Annotated in this window: 19 protein-coding genes and 1 tRNA gene; 10 read left to right on the top strand and 10 right to left on the bottom strand. The window is 71.5% G+C overall.

The genetic code is table 11. The annotated features are described in order from the left end of the window. The first annotated feature begins 31 nt into the window (after window positions 1–31). Window positions 32–1,180, top strand: coding sequence for a DUF475 domain-containing protein (locus AB0A61_RS38375; RefSeq protein ID WP_361303457.1), 1,149 nt, complete (start codon window positions 32–34; stop codon window positions 1,178–1,180). Between the two features lie 117 nt (window positions 1,181–1,297). Further along, entirely contained in the window at window positions 1,298–2,038 is a 741-nt protein-coding gene (locus tag AB0A61_RS38370; RefSeq protein WP_361303454.1) for a Tellurium resistance, read from the top strand. Window positions 2,039–2,130: 92 nt separating this feature from the next. Here the strand turns inward: AB0A61_RS38370 and AB0A61_RS38365 are convergent, their stop codons facing one another. Further along, window positions 2,131–2,925: a TerD family protein gene (locus tag AB0A61_RS38365; RefSeq protein ID WP_361303451.1), complete on the bottom strand. Its 795-nt coding sequence runs from the start codon at window positions 2,923–2,925 to the stop codon at window positions 2,131–2,133. A gap of 210 nt (window positions 2,926–3,135) precedes the next feature. Between AB0A61_RS38365 and AB0A61_RS38360 the strand changes: the two genes are divergently transcribed. The 3 genes from AB0A61_RS38360 (at window position 3,136) to AB0A61_RS38350 (ending at window position 7,844) form a co-directional block, all read left to right on the top strand. Then, on the top strand, window positions 3,136–4,305 hold the full coding sequence (locus AB0A61_RS38360) for an HpcH/HpaI aldolase/citrate lyase family protein (RefSeq protein WP_361303448.1): 1,170 nt from the start codon (window positions 3,136–3,138) through the stop codon (window positions 4,303–4,305). A gap of 93 nt (window positions 4,306–4,398) precedes the next feature. After that, a complete protein-coding gene (locus AB0A61_RS38355) occupies window positions 4,399–6,927 on the top strand; it encodes a phosphoribosyltransferase (protein ID WP_361303445.1) in 2,529 nt (842 codons plus the stop codon). Beyond that, the gene (locus AB0A61_RS38350) at window positions 6,927–7,844 is read left to right on the top strand and encodes an HAD family hydrolase (protein ID WP_361303442.1); all 918 of its coding nucleotides are present in this window, start codon (window positions 6,927–6,929) and stop codon (window positions 7,842–7,844) included. The genes AB0A61_RS38355 and AB0A61_RS38350 overlap by 1 nt, the downstream gene beginning before the upstream one ends. Before the next feature lie 16 nt (window positions 7,845–7,860). Here the strand turns inward: AB0A61_RS38350 and AB0A61_RS38345 are convergent, their stop codons facing one another. Next, complete coding sequence (locus AB0A61_RS38345) at window positions 7,861–8,076, bottom strand: zinc ribbon domain-containing protein (protein ID WP_361303439.1); 216 nt, start codon at window positions 8,074–8,076, stop codon at window positions 7,861–7,863. Window positions 8,077–8,574: 498 nt separating this feature from the next. On the opposite strand from AB0A61_RS38345, the gene AB0A61_RS38340 reads away from it, so the two are divergent. From AB0A61_RS38340 to AB0A61_RS38330, 3 genes are all read left to right on the top strand, one after another. Then, window positions 8,575–10,782: a transglycosylase domain-containing protein gene (locus tag AB0A61_RS38340; protein ID WP_361303504.1), complete on the top strand. Its 2,208-nt coding sequence runs from the start codon at window positions 8,575–8,577 to the stop codon at window positions 10,780–10,782. Between the two features lie 63 nt (window positions 10,783–10,845). Continuing rightward, window positions 10,846–12,126 (top strand): hypothetical protein, encoded by a 1,281-nt coding sequence (locus AB0A61_RS38335; protein ID WP_361303436.1) that lies wholly within the window; start codon window positions 10,846–10,848, stop codon window positions 12,124–12,126. A gap of 175 nt (window positions 12,127–12,301) precedes the next feature. Continuing rightward, window positions 12,302–13,426: an amidase domain-containing protein gene (locus AB0A61_RS38330; protein ID WP_361303501.1), complete on the top strand. Its 1,125-nt coding sequence runs from the start codon at window positions 12,302–12,304 to the stop codon at window positions 13,424–13,426. A 30-nt stretch (window positions 13,427–13,456) separates the two neighbouring features. Here the strand turns inward: AB0A61_RS38330 and AB0A61_RS38325 are convergent, their stop codons facing one another. Together AB0A61_RS38325 and AB0A61_RS38320 are read right to left on the bottom strand one after the other, a co-directional pair. Continuing rightward, window positions 13,457–14,842, bottom strand: coding sequence for a hypothetical protein (locus AB0A61_RS38325; RefSeq protein WP_361303433.1), 1,386 nt, complete (start codon window positions 14,840–14,842; stop codon window positions 13,457–13,459). 74 nt (window positions 14,843–14,916) lie between these two features. Next, complete coding sequence (locus AB0A61_RS38320; protein WP_361303430.1) at window positions 14,917–15,687, bottom strand: DUF4097 family beta strand repeat-containing protein; 771 nt, start codon at window positions 15,685–15,687, stop codon at window positions 14,917–14,919. Between the two features lie 218 nt (window positions 15,688–15,905). Between AB0A61_RS38320 and AB0A61_RS38315 the strand changes: the two genes are divergently transcribed. Next, window positions 15,906–15,980 (top strand) — tRNA-Val (locus tag AB0A61_RS38315). A gap of 131 nt (window positions 15,981–16,111) precedes the next feature. Here the strand turns inward: AB0A61_RS38315 and AB0A61_RS38310 are convergent. The 3 genes from AB0A61_RS38310 to AB0A61_RS38300 form a co-directional block, all read right to left on the bottom strand. Beyond that, complete coding sequence (locus AB0A61_RS38310; protein ID WP_361303427.1) at window positions 16,112–16,474, bottom strand: DUF952 domain-containing protein; 363 nt, start codon at window positions 16,472–16,474, stop codon at window positions 16,112–16,114. Continuing rightward, window positions 16,471–16,842: a hypothetical protein gene (locus AB0A61_RS38305; protein WP_361303424.1), complete on the bottom strand. Its 372-nt coding sequence runs from the start codon at window positions 16,840–16,842 to the stop codon at window positions 16,471–16,473. The genes AB0A61_RS38310 and AB0A61_RS38305 overlap by 4 nt, the downstream gene beginning before the upstream one ends. Window positions 16,843–16,915: 73 nt before the next feature. Further along, entirely contained in the window at window positions 16,916–17,686 is a 771-nt protein-coding gene (locus AB0A61_RS38300; protein WP_361303421.1) for an MBL fold metallo-hydrolase, read from the bottom strand. A gap of 55 nt (window positions 17,687–17,741) precedes the next feature. Between AB0A61_RS38300 and AB0A61_RS38295 the strand changes: the two genes are divergently transcribed. Continuing rightward, on the top strand, window positions 17,742–17,993 hold the full coding sequence (locus tag AB0A61_RS38295; RefSeq protein WP_361303418.1) for a DUF2277 domain-containing protein: 252 nt from the start codon (window positions 17,742–17,744) through the stop codon (window positions 17,991–17,993). A 26-nt stretch (window positions 17,994–18,019) separates the two neighbouring features. Here the strand turns inward: AB0A61_RS38295 and AB0A61_RS38290 are convergent, their stop codons facing one another. The 3 genes from AB0A61_RS38290 to AB0A61_RS38280 all read right to left on the bottom strand — a co-directional run bounded on the left by AB0A61_RS38290 (window position 18,020) and on the right by AB0A61_RS38280 (window position 21,111). Then, entirely contained in the window at window positions 18,020–18,667 is a 648-nt protein-coding gene (locus AB0A61_RS38290) for a VTT domain-containing protein (RefSeq protein WP_361303415.1), read from the bottom strand. A 185-nt stretch (window positions 18,668–18,852) separates the two neighbouring features. Next, window positions 18,853–19,308, bottom strand: coding sequence for a DoxX family protein (locus AB0A61_RS38285; protein ID WP_361303498.1), 456 nt, complete (start codon window positions 19,306–19,308; stop codon window positions 18,853–18,855). Window positions 19,309–19,473: 165 nt separating this feature from the next. After that, complete coding sequence (locus tag AB0A61_RS38280) at window positions 19,474–21,111, bottom strand: alkaline phosphatase D family protein (RefSeq protein WP_361303412.1); 1,638 nt, start codon at window positions 21,109–21,111, stop codon at window positions 19,474–19,476. Window positions 21,112–21,288: the final 177 nt, after the last annotated feature.

The raw sequence follows: 21,288 nt of genomic DNA, 5'->3' as shown, positions 1-21,288 counted from the left end.
GGCGGGCCCCCAACACATGATGGGGTAGCCAGTGCTTCTGAAAACCTTCGGCTGGTCGTTCGCGGTCACCGCGGTCGGCTTGGCCGCGGCGGTCTTCTACGGGGGGTGGACCGCCTTCGGCATCGTGGCGATCCTCTCCGTCCTCGAGATCTCGCTGTCGTTCGACAACGCGGTGGTCAACGCCGGAATCCTGAAGAAGATGAACGCCTTCTGGCAGAAGATCTTCCTCACGGTCGGCGTGCTCATCGCGGTGTTCGGCATGCGGCTGGTCTTCCCGGTCGTCATCGTCGCCATCACCGCCAAGCTCAACCCGTACGACGCGGTCCACCTGGCGCTGACCGACAAGGACCGCTACCAGCAGCTGGTGACCGACGCCCACCCGGCGATCGCCGCCTTCGGTGGCATGTTCCTGCTGATGATCTTCCTGGACTTCATCTTCGAGGACCGGGACATCCAGTGGCTGCGCTGGATCGAGCGGCCGCTGGCCAAGCTCGGCAAGGTCGACATGCTGTCGGTCTGCATCTCGCTGATCGTCCTGCTGATCACCTCCTTCACCTTCGCCACCCACGCCCACCAGCACGGCGGCGCGCACGTCGACAAGGCGCAGACGGTCCTGATCGCGGGCATCGCCGGCCTCATCACCTACATGATCGTCGGCGGGCTCTCCGGCTACTTCGAGGACCGGCTGGAGGAAGAGGAGGAGCGCGAGCACGAGGAGGAGGAAGAGGCCGCGCGCACCGGCAAGCAGCGCTCGGCGGTCATGCTGGCCGGCAAGGCCGCGTTCTTCATGTTCCTCTACCTGGAGGTCCTGGACGCGTCCTTCTCCTTCGACGGCGTGATCGGCGCGTTCGCCATCACCAACGACATCGTCCTGATGGCGCTGGGCCTGGGCATCGGCGCGATGTACGTCCGCTCCCTCACGGTGTACCTGGTGCGCCAGGGCACCCTCGACGACTACGTCTACCTGGAGCACGGCGCCCACTACGCGATCGGCGCGCTGGCCGTGATCCTCATGGTCACCATCCAGTACGAGATCAACGAGGTGATCACCGGCCTGGTCGGTGTCGTCCTGATCGCCTGGTCCTTCTGGTCCTCCGTGCGGCGCAACCGCGCCCTCGAGGGGACCGAGGGAGGGGCTCAGGGCTCGGACGACAAGACCGAGGTCTCCTCGGGGGTGTGACAGCCTTCCGGGTGAGGAACGCTCTGTGCGGGGCGGCCGACGAGGACAGCGGTTCGGACCGGGTCCTCCGAGCCGCCCCGCGGCTTTGGGTGCTGGTGAACGCGGTGGGGGCGGGACATGGGGCTCTTCGACGGGCTACTGGGCGGACGTGCGGCCGACTTCGACTCGGGCAGCGCCGCGACGAACGCCATCGAGCTGACCAAACGACATCATCAGGTGTCGCTGACCAAGCAGGGCGCGGCCACCGGGCACCTGCGCATCAACCTGACCTGGCGGATGCGGACCTCCGACTTCGGCGGTTCCACCCGGCAGAGTCTGCTGCGGCATCCCTTCAAGGCGCTCAGGCCGCCGGAGGTGCTCGGGCACAGCCAGAGCATGGTGAACGTCGACCTCGACCTCGGGTGCATGTACGAGCTGACCGACGGCACCAAGGGGGTCGTCCAGCCGCTCGGCGGCTTCTTCGGCGACGTGAACTCACCGCCGTACGTCAAACTCAGCGGCGACGACCGGTTCGGGTCGGCGTCCGGGGAGACGATCTACGTCAATCTCGACCACCGCGACGACATCAAGCGGCTGCTGGTCTTCGTGTACATCTACGACCAGACGCCGGCCTTCGACCGTACGCACGCCATCGTGACGCTGTACCCGAGCAACGGTCCCCGCATCGAGATCGGCCTCGACGAGCGGCATCCGCAGGCCCGCTCCTGCGCGGTGGTGCTGATCGAGAAGGCCAAGGGCGGCGAGCTCGTCGTGCGGCGTGAGGTGAAGTTCGTGTACGGGTTCCAGGCGGAGCTGGACCGGTTGTACGGGTGGGGACTGCAGTGGGGCCGGGGCTACAAGTCCAAGGTGGACGGTTAGCGCCCGAAGAGGCGCGAACCGCACGACCGGCCACGAACCACCGGCACCCGCCGGACGGGACGAAGCCCCGAGCTCCTGGGCGAACCGCCCCCCTACCGCCCGATGAACTGCGGTCCCTGCGGCGGCAACCGGAACCCCGGATCCGGTACGGCCGTCACGGGCGGCGGATATCCGTACCCGGTCGAAGCCGGCGCAGGCTGCGGATACCCGTAGGCGGGCTGACTCGTCGGATACGGATACCCGTACGCCGGCCCAGTCTCCGAATGCGCCGGCTGTTCCGGCGGCAGGGGCTGTGCCGCCGACCGGCCGGCCGACGCGGGCTCCGGCTCGGGCACGGGCTCCTCGGACTCGTCCACCGAGATACCGAAGTCGGTGGCGAGGCCCTTCAGCCCGTTCGAGTAGCCCTCGCCGAGCGCCCGGAACTTCCAGCCCTCGCCGCGCCGGTACAGCTCGCCGCAGATCAAGGCGGTCTCCCGGCCGGTCTCCGGCTTGATGTCGAAGGTGGCCAGCGGCTCCCCGTCGGCGACCGCGGCGTCGTAGAGGAGGATGCACAGCGACGGGACCCGGTCGAAGGTGAGCCCGTCCGCGGAGGCGACCAGCAGGATCTGGCCGACGGCGGACTCGACACCGGCGAGGTCCGTCTGGATCGTGTCGGTCAGGCCCTCGGCGATCCGCTTCTTGCCGAGCCGCCACACCTTCCCGGAGGGGTGCCGGGGCTGGTTGTAGAAGACGAAGTCCTCGTCGGAGCGCACACGACCGTCGGGGCCGAGGAGCAGCGCCGAGGCGTCGACGTCCGGGACTCCCTGCCCGGGCGCCCAGCGCAGCACGGCGCGCACCGTCGTGGCTTCCAACGGGACGTTCGACCCCTTCAGCATCGCGTGCGTCATGCGGTCATCCTGCCCTCTCGGTCCTGGTCACGACAACGCGGGGTGGCGGCTCCCCGGCGCGCGCCCCAAGGCTGCGAGCAGGCGCCGCCACGGCCCAGTTACCAGAAATTCATGCCCGGCGGGAACCCCGGACGTGGATCCCTACGTACTATTACCGGCCACCCTTTGCCACCCTTCACAGGGCCGCATTCCGACGCCACGGGGGAGCTCATGCGTCATTTCGGGCACATCGCCCCTGAGGTGCGGCAGCGCCTCTTCCACCGGGAGCCGTGCGAGTTCACCGCCGACTCACCGGCGCGGCTGCTCTCCGCGGCCCTGGGGGCCACCCTCTACAGCCCGGCCACCCGCCCGTGCCTGGCCGAGGACATCCGCAAGCAGGCCGGACGCGGCGTGGTCTCGATGGTGCTGTGCCTGGAGGACTCCATCGACGACGCGGACGTGGCGCACGGCGAGGAGAACCTCGTCCGGCAGTTCGCCGAACTCGCGGAACTCCCCGTCGGCCCGGACCTTCCGCTGCTGTTCCTGCGGGTCCGCGTCCCGGAGCAAATACCCGACCTGGTACGGCGTCTGGGCCCCGCGGTCCGGCTGCTGTCCGGATTCGTGCTGCCGAAGTTCACCGAGGAGCGCGGCATGCCGTTCCTTGAGGCGGTGCAGGGCGCCGAGACGGAGAGCGGACGGCGGCTGTTCGCGATGCCGGTGCTGGAGTCGCCCGAGCTGCTGTACCGGGAGTCGCGGGTGGAGACGCTGGAGGGTATCTTCCGGGCGGTCGACAAGTACCGGGACCGGGTGCTGGCGCTGCGCCTCGGCGTCACCGACTTCTGCTCCTCCTACGGGCTGCGCAGAGCCCCGGACATGACCGCCTACGACGTCCAGGTCGTCGCCTCGGTGATCGCCGACGTGGTGAACATGCTGGGGCGGGCCGACGGCACCGGGTTCACGGTGACCGGGCCGGTGTGGGAGTACTTCCGGGTGCAGGAACGTATGTTCAAGCCGCAGCTGCGGCAGAGCCCGTTCCTGGAGGTGCAGGCGGTGGAGCTGCGCGAGAAACTGATCGAGCACGCGATGGACGGGCTGCTCCGGGAGATCTCCCTGGACCAGGCCAACGGCCTGCTCGGCAAGACCTGCATCCATCCCTCGCACGTACTGCCCGTCCACGCGCTGTCGGTGGTCAGCCACGAGGAGTTCAGCGACGCGGCGGACATCCTGCGGCCGGAGCGCGGCGGCGGGGGCGTACTGAGGTCGGCCTACACGAACAAGATGAACGAGGTGAAGCCGCACCGCGCCTGGGCCGAGCGAACCCTGCTGCGCGCCGAGGTCTTCGGCGTGGCCAGGGAGGACGTCGGCTTCGTGGAGCTGCTTTCCGCCGGGATCCCGGGGTGACCGCCCCGTCACCGGGGCTCACCACAGTCACCACGGCCGGTCACCACGCTCACCCCCCCTCACCCCCCTCACCCCCCTCACCACAAGGAACACATGAACAAGGCAGTGAACGACGGGGTCTGGTCCGGCACCTGGGTCGCACAGCGGCTCGGGGTCGAACTCGTGGGTGACGACGAGCTGCCGGGCCTGCTGGGGCTCGCGCTGCGCCGCAACCCCAAGCGGGCGCACCTGCTGGTGTCCAACGTGCTCGGCAAGCACGTACCCCAGTCGCCGTCGGTCGTGTACGGCCACGGGTTCGCGCTGGGCCGCAGGGTGCGCGAGCTGCTGGGGTCCGAGCAGGCGGATTCGGCGGTGGTCCTCGGTTACGCGGAGACCGCGACCGGTCTCGGCCACTCGGTCGCCGACGGGCTGGGCTCCGCCCCGTACCTGCACTCCACGCGCCGCCCGGTCCCGGGTGTCGCCCCGGCGGGCGGCTTCGAGGAGTCCCACTCGCACGCCACCTCACACCTGCTGCTGCCGGAGGACCCCGGACTGCTGGCGTCGGACGGTCCGCTGGTCCTCGTGGACGACGAGTTCTCCACCGGCAACACGGTCCTGAACACCATCCGTGATCTGCACGCCCGCCACCCGCGCAAGCGGTACGTCGTGGTCGCCCTGGTCGACATGCGCTCGGCCGCCGACGCGGACCGCCTGGCGGAATTCGCCCGCGAGACCGGCACCCGCCTGGACCTGGTGGCCGCCGCCTCGGGCACGGTACGACTGCCGGAGGGGGTGCTGGAGAAGGGCCAGGAACTGGTCGCCCGCCACGAGGGAGCAGCCCCGGGCCGGGCGGTGCCGCCGCGCACCGAGGTGGCGGTGCCCGGCCGGTTCCAGCCGGGGTTCCTGCCCGCCCAGCGAGGCCGCGGGCGGGTCACGTGCCTCGGACTGGAGTGGCCGGACGGGGTTCCCGACGGGGGGCGGCACGGGTTCACGCCCGCGCACCGGGACCGTCTGGAGGGCGCTCTGCCGGCCATGGCCGCCCAGGTCGCCGAGGCGCTGCCGACGGACGCCGACAGGGTGCTGGTCCTCGGCTTCGAGGAGCTGATGTACGCACCGCTGCGGCTGGCCCACGAGCTGGAGCGGATCGTCCCTGCCGAGGTGCGCTACTCCACCACGACCCGCTCGCCGGTCCTCGCGGTCGACGACCCGGGCTACGCGATCCGCACCCGCCTTGCCTTCCCCGCGCACGACGACCCGGCCGACGGCCCCGGCGAGCGCTACGCCTACAACGTCGCCGGCCAGGGCTTCGACGCCGTCGTCGCCGTCGTCGACTCGGCCGCCGACACCCCGGCCCTGCACGCGCCCGACGGCCTGCTGGCCCAGCTCGCCGCGCACACCCCGCACGTCCTGCTCGCGGTCGTGCCGTCGTACGTCCCTGGGGCCGCGGGCCCGCAGGGCGCCCCCTCCTCCCGAGAAAGATCCGCCATGCTGCCCGAGCCCCTCCGCGGCCCCGCCTTCTCCTCCTACGCGCCGGACGAGGTGGGCTGGCTGCTGCAGGACCTCTCGGACGTGACGCTGGAGGCGCCGACCGAGGAGCGCGAGGAGGCGATCCAGAGCGGCGGCGCGCACTACGCCGAGTCGCTGCCGGTGGAGTACCAGCCGAGCGAGCAGTACCAGGAGCTCTTCCACACCGCGCTGGAGGCCTCGGCGGCCCGCCTCGCCCGTGCGGTCGGCGTGGTCACCGAGACGGTGCTCACCGAGCGGTCACCGAGCCCCGTCCTGGTCTCGCTCGCCCGTGCGGGCACCCCGGTCGGTGTCCTGATGCGCCGCTGGGCCAGGTACCGGCACGGCGTCGACCTGCCGCACTACGCGGTCTCCATCGTGCGCGGGCGCGGCATCGACGCCAACGCGCTGCGCTGGCTGGCCGACCGCTACGCCCCCTCCGACGTCGTCTTCGTGGACGGCTGGACGGGCAAGGGCGCCATCGCCCGTGAACTGGCCCAGGCGATCCGGGAGTTCGAGGAGACCGACGGCGTCACCGGCTTCGACCCGGAGATCGCCGTGCTGGCCGACCCGGGCTCGTGCGTGCGGACCTACGGCACGCGCGAGGACTTCCTCATCCCCTCCGCGTGCCTCAACTCGACGGTCTCCGGCCTGATCTCCCGGACGGTCCTGCGCGCCGACCTGGTCGGCCGGCACGACTTCCACGGCGCGAAGTTCTACCGCGACCTCGCCGGCGCCGACGTGTCGAACGCCTTCCTCGACACCGTCTCCGGGCGCTTCGCCGAGGTCGCCGACGACGTCGACGCCGCGGTGAAGGAGCTGCTGTCCGCCGACCGCACCCCGACCTGGGAGGGCTGGGCGGCGGTCGAGCGCATCAGCGAGGAGCACGGCATCCACGACGTGAACCTGGTCAAGCCGGGAGTCGGCGAAACCACGCGGGTGCTGCTGCGCCGGGTGCCGTGGAAGATCCTGGCGCGGGCCGGGGCGGGCGCGGACCTGGAGCACGTCCGTCTGCTGGCCGAGCAGCGGGGGGTTCCCGTCGAGGAGGTCGACGAACTGCCGTACACCTGCGTGGGCCTGATCCACCCGAAGTACACGCGCGGGGCGACCGGCGCCGACGGCAGGGCGGTGGCGGTCTGATGCCGGTGCTGGTGGCGAGCGACCTCGACCGTACGCTGATCTACTCCTCCGCGGCCCTGGCGCTGACCATGCCGGACGCGCGGGCGCCCCGGCTGCTGTGCGTCGAGGTGCACGAGAGCCGGCCGCTGTCGTACATGACGGAGACGGCGGCCCGGTTGCTGACCGACCTCGGCGACACGGCGGTGTTCGTGCCGACCACGACCCGCACCCGCAAGCAGTACCTGCGCATCAACCTGCCGGGCCCGGCGCCCGCGTACGCCATCTGCGCCAACGGCGGCCACCTGCTGGTGGACGGTGTCTCCGACCCCGACTGGCACCGGCAGGTGACCGACCGGCTGGCCGGCGAGTGCGCGCCGCCGGCGGAGGTGCAGGAGCATCTGCTGAGGGCCGCCGACCCGGTCTGGGTGCGCAAGCACCGCGTCGCCGAGGACCTGTTCGCCTACCTCGTCGTGGAGCGGGAACTGCTGCCCGGGGACTGGGTCAAGGAGCTCGCCGTGTGGGCGGAGAACCGGGGCTGGACGGTGTCCCTGCAGGGCCGCAAGATCTACGCCGTGCCGAAGCCGCTCACCAAGAGTGCCGCGGTGCGCGAGGTGGCCCGCCGCACGGGTGCCGATCTGGTCCTCGGCGCGGGCGACTCGCTGCTCGACGCCGACCTGCTGCTGGCCGTGGACCGGGGCTGGCGGCCGGGGCACGGTGAACTGGCCGAGACCGGCTGGGTGGCGCCGGGGATCAGCGCGCTTCCCGAGCGCGGGGTGCTGGCCGGTGAGCGGATCGTCCGGGAGTTCCTCAGGGCGGCCCGGACGGGCCCTGACGCGCCGAGCCAGGGGGCAGGCCCCGAGGCGCCGAGCCAGGGGGCAGGCCCCGAGGCGCCGTACCAGGACAGGCCCCGAGGCGCCGTATCAGGGGACAGGCCCTGAGACGCCCAGCTGGTTTTCAGCCGCAGCAGCCTCCGCCGCAGCAGCCTCCACCGGCACCGCCGGACCGGGGCGCCGGGCTGGTCGCGGTGCCGCCGACCGCCACCGCCGACAGCAGTTTCACCGTGTCGTCGTGCCCGGCGGGGCAGGTCGCCGGCGCGGAGGACTCCGCCATGGGACGGCTCAGTTCGAACGTGTCGCCGCAGCTCCGGCAGCGGTACTCGTAGCGTGGCATGTGCCCAGGTTAGCGGCCGTGACCGGCTCCACAGAGCCCTGTGTTTCTTATGTGTTGGTTTCTGTCCAGTTCAAGTGCGGAGAAATTGAAAAGATCGCTGATAATTTTGTATGGCCGCGAGAGCCGCGAGGCGGCTGAGGATGAGGGGGCTGGCAGCCGCGTCTGCGGCGGCTGTGTCGACCCGCGCGAGCAAGACGGAGTGCGGAGGGAGACGCGGTCGTGACCGAGGCAGGGCAGGGGGCGGGCGTGCCGGGAGAAGGCCGGCGGCCCGAGAGGCGCCGCGCCGCGCCGAAGCGGCCCTGGCGCCGTTCAGCGCCGGGGGAGGTGCCGGGGGAGGTGCCGGGGGAGGCGGAGACGGCACAGGCCGGTCCGCCGCCGCGTCCGGACGAGACCATGCAGTTGAACGTCGACGCCCTGCGGCGGAATCCGGACGAGCGGAGGCCGGAGGCCCGGAAACCCGAGGCACGGGAGCCGGACGTCCGGAAGCCGGACGAGACCATGCAGTTGAAGGTCGACGACTTGCGCAAGTCGGCCGAACGCCGCCCGTCCGGACCGAAGCCGGACGAAACCATGCAACTGCGCGTGTTCCAATCCCGATCCCAGTCCCAGGCCCACGATCGCACGGCCGGGCAGCGTGCCGACCGGCGAAAGCCGCGTACCGGGCCCGTGCTCGCACTGCCCGCGGCCGTGGCCCGGGTCAAGCCGGTGCTCGCCGCGCGCCTCGCGCCGCTGACCCGCCGACTCGCGCCGCTCGCCGAGCGGCTCGCGCCCTACGCCCGCCGCCTGAAACCGGCCTACCCGCGCCCGGGCCGCACCGGTTGGCGCCGCTGGATGCCCTCCTGGCGGCAGTGGCTGTGCGCGTGGCTGTCGGCCGTGGGCCTGACCGGTGCGTTCCTGGTCGTCGCCTACGCCGCCACGGACATACCCCAGAACCTCAACACGTATGCCACCCAGCAGGACAACGTCTACTTCTGGTCCGACGGCACGCCGATGGCCCGCACCGGCTGGGTGCAGCGGCAGGCCATGCCGCTGAAGGACATACCCCAGGACGTCCGCTGGGCGGTCCTGGCGGCGGAGAACGAGAGCTTCTACACCGACCCCGGCATCTCCTTCAAGGGCATCACCCGTGCCCTGTGGCGCACGGTCGGCCAGGGCGACACCCAGGGCGGCTCCACCATCACCCAGCAGTACGTCAAGAACGTCTACCTCACCCAGAACCAGACGGTCGGCCGCAAGTTCACCGAGGCGATGATCGCCCTGAAGCTCGACAACAGGATGAGCAAGGACCAGATCCTGGAGGGCTATCTCAACACGAGCTGGTTCGGCCGCGGCACCTACGGCATCCAGCGCGCCGCCCAGGCCTACTACGGCAAGGACGTCAGCAAACTCAACGCCAGCGAGGCGGCCTTCCTGGCCTCACTGCTCAAGGGCGCCGGTCTGTACGACCCGACGCTCAACGCGGCCAACCACCACCGCGCCGTCGAGCGCTGGAGCTGGATCCTCGACCGCATGGTCAAGATCGGCAAGCTGTCGCCGGCCGAGCGCGCCACGTACAAGACGTTCCCCGAGCCGCTCAAGCGCAACCCGCTCTACGACACCGGTGAGCAGAGCGACTACCTGGTGGAACTGGCCACGCAGTACGCCAAGAAGGCGGCGCACATCTCGGACCAGCAGTTCGACCTCGGCGGCTACCAGATCTACACGACCTTCGACCGCAAGCGGGAGACCACGCTCACCGACGTCGTCGCCAAGGCCCGCAAGAAGGCGAGGACCAAGGAGGCCGGCGCGGCGAAGACCGTGCACTACGGCGCCGCCTCGGTGGCCACCGACGGCCGGATCCTCGCCGTCTACGGCGGCCCCGACCACCGTACGCAGGGCTACAACGAGTCCAACTCCTCCACCGTCCCGGCCGGTTCGGCCTTCCTGCCGTTCGTCTACGCGGCGGGGCTGGAGCACGGGGTCACCAAGCAGCGCAACGCGCCCCGCGAGCAGATCTCCCCCGACAGCGTCTACAACGGCAATGACGCCGTGCCCGTCACCACGCCCGAGGGGCCCTACTGGGACCGCAGCGGCCGGAAGGTCGCCGCCCACAACGACGGAAAGAAGTCCTGGGGGCAGATCACCTTGCGCAAGGCGCTCGCCGAGTCGGTGAACACGCCGTTCATGCAGCTCGGTATGGACACCGGTCTGGACAAGGTGAAGCAGACCGCCGAGGCGTCCGGCCTGCTGGACTCCAGCATGGGGCCGCAGGTGCCCGCGCTCTCCCTGGGCAACTCCACGCCGAGCGCGATCCGTATGGCCAGCGGCTACGCCACCTTCGCCGCCGGCGGAACGCACACGGAGCCGTACTCGGTGCGCCGTATCACCCGCAACGGTTCCGCCGTCCAGCTGGACATCCCCATCGCCCGGCGAGCGATCGGCGCCCGCGTGGCCGAGGAGGTCTCCGAGGCCCTCGGCGACTCCTTCCAGGCCTCCCGGCCCCCGGCCCCGGCCCCGGTCGGGGTGTCCGGGAAGGCCGGCACGACCCAGGACGACACCGCCGCCTGGTACGCCGGCACCGCGAAGTCCGTGTCCACGGCAGTCGTCGTCTACCGCATGGATCTGGCCAAGAGCCTCCAACCGATGCCGTTGAAGGGCATCGCCGGCACCTCCGCCGACAGCGTCCCGTACGGCATCTGGGCGGGCGCCATGGACCCCCTCGGCTGACCCCGGCGGCCCCGGCCGCACCGCACCCGCACCGAAGACCGTTCCTCGCAGATTGAGCCGCGCATGAAGTCGACATCCGGCCACCGCCGCAAACCGCGAGTGGCCCGCCGCACCACCCGCCCCGAGTTCCTGACCCTGGCGGCCCTCCTGGTCGTCGCGTCGGTGGTGGCGGGCTTCCTCGCGCTGAACCGCCCCGACAACACCGCGCCGACCGCCTCCGCCGGCAAGGACGGCCCCACGGGCGGCCCGGTGAAGAAGACGGAGCCCAAGTGGGACGGCAAGACCCATGTGCTGGGGGACGGCTCCACCTCCTACACCGGGCCGCAGAAGGACGAGTTGAAGCCCGTACCGCTCAAACCAGGTGAAAAGCCACCTCAGTTCGTGGTGTTCTCCTGGGACGGCGCGCTGGAGGGCAGCGACCACCTCTTCTCGCACTACCGGGAGCTGGCCAAGGAGTACAACGCCCACATGACCTTCTTCCTCACCGGCATCTACCTGCTGCCCAAGAGCAAGAAGGCCCTCTACCACGGGCCGCAGCACTCGCCCGGCGACGCCGCGATCGACTACGCCACGGAGGACCACATCCGCGACACCCTGGGCCAGCTCCGGCTGGCGTACGAGCAGGGCAACGAGATCGGCACCCACTTCAACGGCCACTTCTGCGGCGCCAAGGGCGGCGGCGACTGGAGCGTGGAGGAGTGGAAGAGCGAGATCGACCAGTTCTACGACTTCGTGGAGAAGTGGAAGACCAACACCGGCTTCAAGGACGTACCGCCGCTACCGTTCGACTTCAAGCAGGAGGTCACCGGCGGCCGCGCGCCCTGCCTGGAGGGCCAGCCGAACCTGCTGAAGGCCATCAAGAGCTACGGCTGGCGCTACGACGCCAGTTCGCCGGGCGACTTCCAGATCTGGCCGGCCAAGAAGAACGGCATATGGGACTTCCCGCTGGAGATGCTGCCGTACGAGAACGGCAAGTACCAGGGCCTGTCGATGGACTTCAACTTCCTCTACAACCAGTCCAACGGCGAGACCAAGGGCGACCCGGCCAAGTACCCGCAGTGGGAACAGCAGACCGTCGACTCCTACATGGCCGGTTTCAACCGCGCGTACTACGGCAGCCGGGCACCGCTGTTCGTCGGCAACCACTTCGAGGACTGGAACGGCGGCATCTACATGAAGGCCATCGACCAGGTCATCAAGAACGTCTGCAGCAAAAAGGGCGTCAAGTGCGTGTCGTTCAAGGAACTCTCCGACTGGATGGACGTGCAGAAGCCCGCGACCCTGCAGGCGCTGCGCGGCCTGGACCCCGCGCAGTCGCCGGACTGGTCGACCGTGGTCAAGTGACGCCTGCAACCGCTGGGTTCCACTTGTGCATCCCCCCTTCACAAAGGCCACACGCGTCATGCGAAGATGCCGTCGCCCGGTAGGAGTACCGGCGTAGAGGGGAACATCATTGAAATCAAGAAGATTGAGCCGTAAGCGGAGCCGCACCACCATAATCACGGCGGCTGCCGCCTCCGTGGTCGCGGGCGTGGCCCTGCTGCCCAGCTGGAGCGCCGGCGCGGCGGTGACCGACGACCCGACGGTGGACGCGGCCACGAAGGCGACCTTCCAGCGGCTGGCCGACGCGGTCTTCACCGACCGCACGCAGGCGCTGGTGGACGACGCCAAGAGCGAGGCGCAGGGGCAGCACAAGCAGCGCACGTCCGGCTTCTCCGGCAAGGTGCGCCTGTCCGGCACGCAGTCCAGCCAGGAGAGCTCCGCGCTGAACGAGCTGCGCGGCCGCAAGTCCCGCCTCGCCAAGCTCGGTGAGAAGTACAGCAAGGCCGCCACCACGGTCACGCTGGACGCCACCCAGGTGAAGGGCCGCCGCGCAACCGCCGACGTCACCGAGACCACGACGCTGACGTACGAGAAGGTCAAGGGCAAGGAGCCGAAGACCACCGGCTTCCAGGCCCACCACGAGCTGACGTTCAGGGCCGACCGGCAGGGCAACTGGCAGCTGACCGGTATCCGCGACACCGACGACGGATACCTCGCGGTCAACCAGGTCGCCAAGCCGGCCGTCGCCGCCGCCCCGAAGACCGCCGACGACGGTCCGCCCGAGGCGACCCGCTCGGCCACCACGTGGCCCGCGCCGGCCAAGCCGAAGAACTTCTCCGCGACCGGCTACGACTACCAGGCCATGGCCGCGTACGCGCAGAAGTACTGGAACAACTACAACCCGGCCTACCCCGACTTCAACGGGCACGGCGCCGGCGGCGACTGCACCAACTTCGTCAGCCAGTCCCTGAAGGCCGGCGGCTGGAAGCACGTTCCCGGCTACACGAACGACTTCCACAAGTGGTTCGGCAACTCCGAGATCCAGTCCGACTCGTTCGTCGGCGTCAACGAGTTCTCCTGGTTCGCGCTGTCCTCGAAGCGGGTCACCGGCCTCGCCAACGTCTACCAGCTCGACGTCGGTGACGTGCTGCAGATGGACTTCAACAAGGACGGGTCCAAGGACCACTCCATGATCGTCACCTACCGCAGCCCGCAGGGCGTGCCGTACGTGTCGTACCACTCCACCAACACCTACAACAGGTCGGTGGCGAGCATCATCGCGTCCTACCCGAACGCGGCGTACTACGCCTACCGCACCTGAGCGGTGTCCTCCCGGGGCGGGGACCGGCCGTCAGTGACCGGCTCCCCGCTCCTCGCGGATCTGCGCGACCACCCGGGCCGCCGTCCCCCGCACCGCCTCGGTCTCCGTCAGGAAGTACCAGTAGTCGGGGTGGCGGCCCTCCAGCGTGGTGATCGCCCGCTCAAGCCGGGCCACCGCGTCGTCCAGCGGGCGGGCGTGCCGGGCATCGGGCGTCGTCCGGCCCGTCATGGCCAGCCGCTGGGCGTCCCGGATCGCGAACCGGGTCCGCTCGATCTCCGCCTGCGGGTCCTTCTGCACGGCGTTGAGCCGCCGCAGGCGCTCCCCGGCGGCCGACACGGCCTCGTCGGTGGTGTTCAGCAGCGCCCGTACGGTCGACAGCAGCGCGGTGGCGTCCGGCCAGCGCTGGGCGTCCCGCGCCGTCTGCGCCTCCTTCAGCTTCAGCTCGGCCTGCCGGACGTTGTCGGCGGCCTGCTGCGGCACCTGCTGCAGGTCCTGCCAGCAGGCGGCCGCGAACCGCCGCCGCAACTCGCTGAGCACCGGGTCCACCTGGCCGGCGCGCGTGGTCAGCGCCTCGGCCCGGGTCCGCAGCGAGACCAGCCGGTGGTCGATCTCGGCGGCCTTCTCCGGCAGCCGCCCGGCCTCCGTCCGGATCGCCTCGGCCTCCCGCGCGACCCGTTCGGCGCGCTCCAGGGTCTGCTGCACCCCGTGCTGCCCCGCGCCCTGGTTCAGCTTGGTCAGCTCGGGGGAGAGGGCGGCGAGCCGGGCGGCCAGGTCGTCGGCCCGCAGCCCGGACGCGCGAACGGCGTCCAGGGCGTTGCTGGCGGCGAGCAGCGCCTGCCGGGCCCGCTCGACCGCGGGCGCGAGGCGCGCCAGCTGGGTCTCGGCCTTGCCGAGCAGCAGCCCGAGACCGCTGCCGAAACGGTCCAGCTCCCCTTTGACGCGGACCAGCTCGTCCTTGGCGGCGGTCAGCTCGGCACGCGCCCGGGCGGCGACGGAGGCCTCCAGGCCGTCCCGGTCCAGGTCGTGTGCGTCGACGGCCTGGATGTAGCGCTGACTGGCCTCGTCGATGCGCCGGCCCAGTGCCTCGAAGTCGGTGACCGCGCGGCGGGCCGCGGGCGAGTCGTCGACCGCGGTGATCGTCTCCATCGAGATCCGCAGGTCGCGCTGGGCGGTGTCGAGCTCGTAGAACGCGGCCGCGGCGGCGTCCTTGGCGGCCTGCGCCTCGGCCCGCTGGCTCTCGGCCCGCCCGCCGAACCAGCGCCGGGTGCCGCCGCCGGCGAAGGCGGCGGGCAGCACCAGGGCGGCGAGGACCGGCAGGCTCATCAGGGTGAGGACGTCACGGGCGGCCGTGACGGTGCGCCGGGGCCGTGGAAACGGCGAGTGCGGCCGCGAAGATGTCGCCGGTGTCGCCGTCACATCCCTCTCCCGTGCTGTGGTTCGCCCTGCGTGGAGTCATTGTCCCACCCGGGAAGGACGAACACACGGGCCGGTCAGTTCGCCGTGCGCACCGTGACGTTCCCGTCGGCGCTGCGGGCGGACACGACATGGCGGCTGGTGTCGTCGCGGGGCACTGACACATGGGCGGAGCCGTCGTCGCTCTTCGCCGTCACCCGGTATGTGGCGTGCGGCAGCGCGACCGTGACCGGGCCGTCCTCGGAGCTCGACTCCACCAGGTCGGGTACGGCGCCGAGTTCGAGCCGCACCGAGCCGTCGGCGCTGCTGGCCCGCACCCGGCGGGCGGACACCTCCGCGTGCACGGAGCCGTCGTCGGAGTGCAGCCGGAGGGGCCCGGTGGAGTCGGTGACGTGCACCGACCCGTCCGACGTGCTGATGCCGAGTGCGTCCGTGAAGCCGCGCGCCTGGACGTTCCCGTCGCCGTCCTCGACCCTGACGGTGACCCCGCGCGGAACCTCGATGCGGTGCCTGGCGGCGCAGTCGGCGACGAAGCCGGAGCACTTCATGCGCAGCACCAGCCGGTCGTCCTTCATGGACCAGCTCACCCGGGGCGTGCCGCCCAGTACCACGGACCCCTGGAACCAGCGGGTGACCTCGATGCTCCCCGCCTTGTGGGAGTCCGTGGCGACGATCTCCAGCGCCGAGTCGTCGGAGTCGACGGTCAGCGTGTGCCCGTGCAGTGCGAAGGACCGGTGGTCGGGGTTCTTGTCGTCCCCGGGAGAGGCGCCGCAGGCGGTGGCCGAGGCGGCGAGGACCGCTACCACACCGGCGACGGCGGCGGCGCGGACGGGAACGGTACGGGTCATGACGGATTTCCCCCTGGTCACCCCTGAACTTCCGCCCGAACGGACGGAGAGCCGCTTCGGCTCGACACCGACCGTAAGGGCCCGCGCCCCGGGGGAAGAATCCGGAGCGCTCCCGGACCGGTGGTGGGGAAAACCCCCGTGCCCGGTCGTACGGACCCGACCCGCGATACGCGTTTGCGGGAGAGCGCCTCGGGCAATGTAGGCTGTCGACTCGTCGCGGGTGCGTAGCTCAGGGGTAGAGCGCCTGCCTTACAAGCAGGATGTCGGCGGTTCGAAACCGTCCGCGCCCACCAGTCCCACGACACGAGCGGGGCCCAGGCCGCCGGGTGAACACCCGGAGCCCGGGCCCCGCTCGTTTTCCGCGCGGAGCCGCCGCCCGTCCGGGGTGCGGCGGCCGGGGCCGCGTCAGCTCGCGCCGGGCGCGTCAGCCCGCGTCGGCCAGTCCGGTCGCCCGGCCCTCCTCGTCCCACCGCACCTGCAGCACCCGCTCCACGGCGTCACGGTTGAGCGGCCCGAACACATGGGGGAACGCGGTGCCCTCCGCGACGCCGGGCGGCGGCGCGGGCACGGCCTCCTCCCACTTCAGTTCGGCGGTGAGCCTGCCCTCGTCGAGGAGCAGTGCCAGCAGGGGGCGGGGCGCGGTCCGGTAGAAGGCGTTGACGACGGCGAGGGTCGTCTCCTCGTCCGGGGAACAGTGGACGAAACCGTCCTCGGTCAGGCTGTCCGGCTGGTACGGGCGGTCGGGGAGCGCGTTCCACTCGGCAAGCGGTACGACGTGATAGATCATGCTTGCTCGTCCTCGTCCTCGTCCGTCTCGTTCTCGTTCTGAGGGAGATCATCGGCGTGCTTGAGCCGGGAGCGGGCGTCCACGCGGTCCGGTCCGGTGAACTCCGACCAGTAGCGGTGGGTGCTGACGAACACCGCGAGCTCGTGCTCCCGGCGGCGGAGCTTCTCGACCTCGGCCTGTTCGTCGGCCGTCCAGCCCGGAGAGGCGGGGCGCTCCACCTTGCGCCAGCCCTGGGTGTCGCTGAAACCCTCGAGCGGCTCCACCGACCAGGGCAGCCGCTTGAGGAGGGCCGACAGTTCGGCCCGGACCTGATGCAGCTCCTCCTGACCGGCGAGGAGGTCACTCGGGAAGTCGTAGGTGGTAGCCACGGCGCAATGCTACGCCTGTTCGATTTTGGGGCGCGACTCGCTTCCATGGGTTCATGCGTTCGAAGTCGGCCCGCTACAGGCGTACGGACGCCCCGGGGGCGAGCAGTCGCAGGCGCTCGGTCAGTCCCGCCTCGGCGAACGCCTTGGTGAGGGTGGGGCCGTCCTGCGTGAAGTGGGCCCAGTGCTCGAAGTGCAGGGGTACGACGTGCCGGGCGCCGAGGATCCGGGCGGCCTCGGCCGCCTGCTCGCTGGTCAGCGTCAGCGGGGCGTCCGGGACGAGCGGGGTGCGGGCCGCACCGGCGAACAGCACCGCCACGTCGAACGGGCCCTCGCGGTCGGCGATCCGACGGACCAGATCCAGCGAGGCGTTGTCACCGCTGACGTAGATCCTCGGCAGGCTCCGCGCGGTCAGGACGAAGCCGGTGACCTCGCCGACGAGCGGCTCGGAGCCGACGGGCCCGTGCAGGGCGGGGACGGCCGTGACACGCAGGGCCCCGCCGCCGGGGAGGGGAAGCTCGGTGTGCTCCCAGGGGGAGAGGGCGCGAACGGGGGCGTCCAGACGGGCGTGCGCGGAGGGCGTGGACAGCACCAGGGGAACGCCGTTGAGATGGGCGCGGCCGGAGGCGTCGAGGTTGTCCGGGTGCTGGTCGTGGGAGAGCAGCACGGCGTCGACCGGGCCGATGCCGCCGGGCGGGACGGCCGGACCGGTCGTCTTCACCAGCTTGCGGGAGCCGGCGGGGTACTCGCCGGGGGCGTCGAAGGTCGGGTCGGTGAGCAGGCGCAGGCCGCCGAGCTCGATGACGGCGGTGGGGCCGCCGACGTAGGTGATCTCCACGGTGGTCATGTCGATGCAAGGGGGCAGGGGGCCGGGGTATTCCCACCGGGGGCAGACTGGGGGCATGTGCCGGAGTATCAAGACCCTGCGCCCGCCCGCGTTGCCCGAAGAGGCGACGGAGGAGGAGATCCGCGCGGCCGCGCTGCAGTTCGTGCGAAAGGTGTCCGGGTTCCGGGCTCCAGCCGCCCACAACCGGGACGTCTTCGACCGTGCCGTCGAGGCGATCGCCGAGGCCACGGGCGAGTTGCTGGCGGGCCTGGAAGTGCGCGGAGCGCGGAAGGCCGGGCAGGCCGAACAGGCCGGGCAGGCCGGATAGGAGGCCGGGCCGGCCGGCACCGCCCGCTACGGCGTACGCGTCCGGGCCCGCGTCGGCTTCGGCTCGCGCCGCATCAGGTACGCCGCTCCCGCGCCCGCCCCGAACAGCGCCGCCACCGACACGCCCGTGGCCAGCCAGGCCGCACCCAGCCACCGGGTGCCGAAGTAGCCGAGGGCGACGCTGTAGCTGGCCCAGGAGAGGCCGGCCAGGGCGGACCAGGGCAGGAACTCCCGGGGGCGGCGACGGGTGGCGCCGGCGCTGAAGGAGACGACCGAGCGGCCGGCCGGGGCGAAGCGAGCCAGCACCACCAGCGCGCCACCGCCGCGGGACAGCGCCGCGCCGAGACGTTCCTGCGCCGTGCTCAGGCGGCGCGAGCGGGCGATCGCACGGTCCAGGCGCGCACCGCCTCGCCAGGCCAGACGGTAGGCCACCAGGTCGCCCAGCACGGACGCCGTGGCCGCGCACAGGGTCAGGGCCAGGATGTCCGGGACGTCGTGCGGGACGTGACCCGTCGCGGCGCCGGAGCCCGCGGCCGCCGCCGTGGCCGCCGTGACGATCAGGACCCCGCTGGGCAGCACCGGCAGGAAGACGTCGAGCAGGACGGACAGGGCCACCACGACGTAAATCCAGGGAGTGCCGGTGAGCGACCCCACCCTCGCCAGACTCTCCAGCACCCGAACTCCCCGTGAAACTCCCCCGTGGACGCATCGTGCCGCGATGTCGCGGGGGAGCGGCAGGGGCGGCCTGTGAACAGCCATACAGCGTACGCCCGGGGTGTGACGGCGGGTTCACCGGGGGCTCGGCGCGACGGCGCCCTCCCCGCCGTGTCCGCCGGGGAGGGCGCCGTCCCGATGTGCCGTCAGGCCGCCACCGGGGACTGCTCCACCGCCGGCTGCCGCTCGGGTGCCGACTGCCGGGCGAACAGCCGGTTCAGGCCGAAGGCGCCGGAGCCGGTGAAGACCAGCATCAGGAGGGTCCAGCAGAACAGCACCGACAGCTCGCCGCCGTTCTGGATCGGCCACAGGGCCGCCTGCTGGTGGATGTCGAAGTACGCGAACGCCATGGAGCCCGAGGAGAGGAACGCGGCGGCCCGGGTGCCGAGGCCCAGCAGGACGAGGGCCCCACCCACCAGCTGGATCACTGCCGCGTACCAGCCCGGCCAGGTGCCCGCCGGGATCGTGCCGCCCTGGGTTCCCATCGCACCGCCGAGCACGCCGAACAGCGAGGCGGCGCCGTGGCAGGCGAAGAGCAGGCCCACGACGATGCGGAACAGGCCGATGACGTACGGCTGCGCCGAGTTGAGGCGGCCGGTCAAGCCGTTCATGTGGGGTCTCCTTCGGTCGGACCGGTCGGGGAGGACCGGTCGGGGACGGTTCGAACGAGGGACCTAGGTTAGGTGAGCCTAATTTGTGCTTGCAAGTTCAACATTTAGCCATGGGGCGGTCCCGCTTGCGGTGATATTCGGCCACGGGCCGGTGGATTAACGGTCGAGTCCGGCTTCAGCGACCGTCGTGAGCCGCGGCCGTCCGTCCCGCAGGACCCGCGCCCGTTCCAGCCGGAGGCGGGCGGAACGCCCGTGCAGCGTGAGAGTCATGAGCTGGTTGCCGAACCAGGGGCCACCGGTTTTGCGCCAGTTGACCGTCGGCCGGGGACAGCGCCCGTGTCGCGCGAACCGCCGGCCGAGCACCCGCGCCGCCGCGCTCCACCCGAAGCGGAAGGCGAGCCGCATCGACAGGGGCGCGGAGTTGTGCAGGGGAGAGCAGGTCAGTTGCAGGACCCGGGCGTCCACGGCGCGCGACGGCCACCGCGGCTCGGCGAGGTACGTGTGGTGCACGTCCCCGGACAGCACACACACCGTCGCCGGCGCCCCCCGCCCCGACCCGGCCTCGGCGATCAGCTCCGCCAGCGCCTCGAAGGACGCCGGGAAGGCCGCCCAGTGCTCCAGGTCGGCCCGCCGCCGCAGGCGCTCCGCGAACCGCGTCCAGCGCGCGCCCCTTTCGCCCCCGCACAGCGCCGCGTTCCAGGCCTCGGCGTCGTGCACCAGGTGCGGCAGCAGCCAGGGCAGCGAGGTCCCGATGAGCAGGTGGTCGCAGGTACCGGGACCGTCCAGCACCTGCTCGCGCAGCCATGCCGCCTCGCCGGGGTCGAGCATGGCCCGGCTGCCCTCGTCGAGCACGCGGGCGGCCCGGCTGTCCACCATCACCAGCCGGACCCGGCCGAAGTCCCGCCGGTAGCTCCAGCGGACCGAGGCACGGTCGGCGTCGGCCCCGGCCGCGAAGGCGCGCAGCACGTCGGTGCCGTCGGGGGTGGCCCGTACGGCCGCGTACACGGGGTCGGCGGCCAGCTCGTCCGGCGTGAGATTGCCAAGGTGCTGGTGCACCCAGCACGACATCAGACCGCTGACCAGCCGCTCCTGCCACCAGTCGGTGGCCCGCGCGGCGGCGAGCCAGGCGGCGGACGTGTTCCAGTCGTCGATGATGTCGTGGTCGTCGAAGATCATGCAGCTGGGCACGGTGGACAGCAGCCAGCGCACCTTCGGGTCGAGCCAGGATTCGTAGTAGAGGTGCGTGTACTCCTCGTAGTCCGCGACCGCGCCGCCGGGAGGGTCGGACAGGTCCCGGCGGGCGGCGAGCCAGCGCCGGGTCGCCTCGGAGGTCTCGTCGGCGTACACCTGGTCGCCGAGCAGCAGCAGGACGTCGGGGCGCTCGCCCTCGGGGTCGGCGGCGATCCGGCCGGCCGGCGTGTCGAGGGCGTCCGGGCCGACCGGGTCCGGGCCGTTTTCCGCGGGGGCGGCCCAGCGGCAGGAGCCGAAGGCGACGCGGAGCGCGCCGCCGTCGGCGCGGGCGCGGATGACCGAGGGCGGGAAGCGGGAGCCGGCGGGCGGCCATACGCGGGTGCCGTCCAGGAGGACCTCGTACGACGGCGAGGTGCCCGGGGTCAGTCCGGTCACCGGGACGACGGCGTAGTGGTGGCCCTCGATCTGGAAGGTGCGGGCCTCGCCCCGGGAGCCGTCCGAGCACCGCACCTCGGCGGTGCAGGGGCGGCTCGCCTCGACCCAGACGGTCGCGCCGGCGCCGTCGGAGTACCTGAGCAGCGGTCCCAGGCGCAGTCCGGCCATCGTGGTCCCCTCCTCCGTCGCCCCGTACGGTACGGAACGACGGAGACCTGCGGGGAGAGCCGGGCGGTCAGCAGTTCGCCAGCTAGTGCCGCATCAGACAACGTTCGCCCTGTCGTGACGCGTCGCGGGGTTTGCTGCGCCGGGCGCCGTCGGACGGCGAGAATGATCAGGTGGCTG

Origin of the sequence: Streptomyces sp. NPDC046197 (genome assembly GCF_040646295.1) — a bacterium.
Lineage (GTDB): Bacteria > Actinomycetota > Actinomycetes > Streptomycetales > Streptomycetaceae > Streptomyces.
The sequence above is the reverse complement of the archived record's forward strand: the minus strand, read 5'-3'. Positions and strand labels throughout refer to the sequence as shown.